Genomic DNA, 2848 nt, shown 5'->3' on the forward strand with positions numbered 1-2848 from the left:
GTTATGTATACGACCCCAAGATTCTAAATCATGACTTAGAGCAAGAGTATGCGGAGATCGAAAGCAACGGCATCCCAGTTATCAACAAAATGCGCGACGGCAATTACGCGTTGTCTGATGCCGAAACAAAAGCGCTGGTTGCATTCCTTGATATGCATCTTGATCGTGGCCGCTATGCAAATCAAGCTAAAGTGTTGGCCCCCGCAATTTTAGTGAAAACTGATGGCCAGCATGAAAACTCCGAGCTGAATCTCGGCGACCGCCTACTACTTTCACAGGCATTGCCGGAAGTGCTTCGGTTGAGCAAGCTGGGCATCGAAGAATGGCCTTGGCACGTAATAACGCAACCCGGTTTGGTTACCGGAGACGGTGCGGTTCTCTTGTGGTGTGAAACTGGTAGCGTGGAAGTGAATACAATTTCCTTCCCATTGTCTCCGACTCAATTGCTCGTCATTGGACAGCCACTCGCTGACGGTACTTGGCCCAACTTGCGACTCACACAGAACTGCAAGCGCTGGATTGTCGGAGAGCTAGGCACGCTCAATCTCAACTTTGCTAAAGCAGATGGAACCCGCAAATAGAGTGCTTGCGGATGGTGGCTGATGTAAGCCCGAAACTGGTCAGAAGTCACGAGCGAGCCGACGTGCGAACCTTCTTCGGCTACCACTAGTCCACTTTCGATCGATGATTTTCGACCCCCGATCTGGCAATCTAGTTTGTATGGCTAATAAACTTCCTACAGTCCTAATAGACGACGTCGACAGCTTGAAGTCCGAAGAGCTGGTTCTTCTGTATCGAGATGATGAAGATTACTCAAAAAATATTCCTGACATGGGCGGTGTTGTAAGACTGATCAGCCAGTCAAATCCAAGAGTGTGGAGAATTAGGTACCGAGACGCTCAAACAGCTGGCTTCCGAGACGAGCTCATTAACCTGAATAACTATGAAACTGTGCTCGGCGTTTCAGGTGAATCAGACTTCTTTCTTGGAAAGAGATAACTTCGATCAATAACGATCATTTCTGGTCGGCGATCGTCGCGCACTACCGTGTAGTCACTAGGTGACGAAGAAAAGGCAGTCAAGCACCGCTTGAGGTGTCTGGCTGCCCGCACGGGGTGCACGATAAGTCACGTGACCTTGAGTACGCATCGGAAACGGACCAGTGCGTCCATCATATTCTCGAACGCTGCGGGATGGTGGCTTCGTTTTTCGTCCGGTTGAGGCGAAGCCGCACGCCGCAAAAGGACTAAGGGCATCAAATTCAAGATTCCCTCAACAAGTCTCATGACTTGATGCCAATCGCTGCGAGGCTGTCGTGTGTTGCACGGGTCAGTATTGCGGCATGACTTTCTCAAGGGGAACAGATGGAAACTTTCACGACGTTGCTGATCGGTGGCGGAGGGCTTTGCGTGTCTCTCAGCTTTATTCTCGGAGTTGTAGAGCTGGCAACGCTCCGCACCGTTCGCCCGCCGAAACGGCGGAGTTTTACTTATATTCGGTTAGCCGCAACGCAGTATCAGACGGTTTTTGCGCCCGCAATGGGGGCGCTGATCTCAGGTCTCTTGGTCAGTATTTCAGCATCCTTCTTCTACGAAAGCCTCAAAGAGCAGGAAGACTCAGGGGCGCAGCTGGTTGGGGTGGTTGCATTCATTGTCGGAGCAATCGCGTTGACAGCCACCCTTTGGTCCACACTTAAGGATGTTGGTGAACCTGTGGATTTAGCTCGCGATCCGTTCACCATTCGTGCCGCTGCGGAAGAGAGCGTCTTAGAGCCACACAACGGGAGACTTGATCCGGAGGTCTTGGCCAAACAGCTCGACGAATGGAACGAAAACATTTCTGCCCGATCCATGAATCTCTCTGTGAAAAGAACCTCCCAGCGACTCCACCGAAGTCTCAACCAAGGAGCGCAAACACGGACGTTTTGGCTCTCAATTCTCCGATCCTTGCAGGTCTACTACGCGGCGATCCTCCGATTCCCTTTCAGATTTATATGGCCCATCTTTGGCCTCCTGGCGGTTACATCTGGGATCGTGTGGTTTGCTATCGGTTTTGCAAAGCTCCCGTTCGCCACTTCATGGAAACCATGGGCTGTAGTGGGTCTGCTCACACTGGCTGGAGTGATCTTTACCTTGTTCTACTGCGCAACAAGGGGTAACCGTGCCCGACTGTGGCACCGCATCAACCTTGTCGCGCTCGAGGATGCAAGAAATGCGATAGTCAAAGCGAAGGCTACTCATGCCTCAGTCACAGCTGAGAATGAGCTTCTTCAACGGGTTCTGACAAAGGCAGATAAGTTTCTCCAGCAAGATCACGCTGCGCCGGCCAGAACAGGCCGCATTATTATGCGCTTCGGGAGATTTAGCGTTTCCAAGGACTGATCACCCAAAATTCCCATAGACAGTCGCATTAGCATTTTGGGTATCTTTCATGATTCACAATGAGAGACGAAAGCACGACCATAATCACCATGGTTGGGTCCCTTTAAGCAGTCCAGCAGCTATGCGATAGCTAACTGATTCTCTCTAACCCACTCATCCCAAAACCGGGACGGCGTCAACCCATCCAAAGACCCATGGGGACGCTCATGATTGTAAATGTCTTTCCATTCATCAGCCAAATACTTCGCTTCCACCATAGTGTCCATAATTTCCCCGGAAAGCTGTTCACGCCGGAACTGCGCATTGAACGACTCGATAAAACCGTTCTGCCAAGGTGAGCCCGGATCGATAAACGCAGTGGACACCCCCACAGTGTTGCACCAATCCACCAGCGCGTCAGCAGTGAACTCAGGCCCGTTATCACACCGCACAAACGTTGGCTGGATCCCAGTTTCAGCAATGATGTC

General features: G+C 51.2%; 4 protein-coding genes. 3 read left to right on the forward strand and 1 reads right to left on the reverse strand.

Annotated elements, in window-relative coordinates; translation table 11 throughout:
- The 3 genes from ACT3UQ_RS19570 to ACT3UQ_RS19580 all read left to right on the forward strand — a co-directional run.
- A partial coding sequence (locus ACT3UQ_RS19570; protein ID WP_444637803.1) for a hypothetical protein occupies nucleotides 1-581 on the forward strand: 581 nt, incomplete at its 5' end.
- Between the two features lie 139 nt (nucleotides 582-720).
- Complete coding sequence (locus tag ACT3UQ_RS19575) at nucleotides 721-999, forward strand: hypothetical protein (RefSeq protein ID WP_443444162.1); 279 nt, start codon at nucleotides 721-723, stop codon at nucleotides 997-999.
- Between the two features lie 365 nt (nucleotides 1000-1364).
- On the forward strand, nucleotides 1365-2381 hold the full coding sequence (locus ACT3UQ_RS19580; protein WP_443444203.1) for a hypothetical protein: 1017 nt from the start codon (nucleotides 1365-1367) through the stop codon (nucleotides 2379-2381).
- A gap of 119 nt (nucleotides 2382-2500) precedes the next feature.
- Here the strand turns inward: ACT3UQ_RS19580 and ACT3UQ_RS19585 are convergent.
- A partial coding sequence (locus ACT3UQ_RS19585; RefSeq protein ID WP_444637804.1) for an integrase core domain-containing protein occupies nucleotides 2501-2848 on the reverse strand: 348 nt, incomplete at its 5' end.

This window comes from Glutamicibacter sp. AOP12-B1-11 (assembly GCF_052379245.1).
In the GTDB taxonomy this organism is placed as follows: domain Bacteria; phylum Actinomycetota; class Actinomycetes; order Actinomycetales; family Micrococcaceae; genus Glutamicibacter.